The sequence below is a fragment of the Flavobacterium soyae genome (assembly GCF_021245985.1).
Classification (GTDB): domain Bacteria; phylum Bacteroidota; class Bacteroidia; order Flavobacteriales; family Flavobacteriaceae; genus Flavobacterium; species Flavobacterium soyae.
On record NZ_JAJQXA010000071.1, the window covers coordinates 1 to 279 of the forward strand.

Sequence of the window (279 nt, forward strand, 5' to 3'; positions counted from 1 at the left end):
TGTAGCCGACGATCGCATCCCCCGGCAGTGGCTGGCAGCAGCCCGCCATCTGGGTCATCAGGTTGCCCACGCCCTGGATCTGGATATCGCCGCGCTTGCCCGGCTTGTAGCCGGTAGCCTTGCGCGGAATCAGCTCCAGTTGCTCGTTGCCCCGCTCCGGCTCCACCAGTTGCTGGGCCAGGTTGACCAACTGCGCCAGGCGCAGATCGCCGGCACCGAGGGCGGCGAACATGTCCTCGGCGGTTTTCATATTGGCTTTTTCGGCCAGCTTGTCGAAAT

General features: G+C 64.2%; 1 protein-coding gene. It reads right to left on the bottom strand.

What is annotated here, in order from left to right; translation table 11 throughout:
- Positions 1-279, bottom strand: a 279-nt coding sequence (locus LUU93_RS21965; protein ID WP_311202647.1) for a RelA/SpoT AH/RIS domain-containing protein, incomplete at both ends; no start/stop codon positions are given.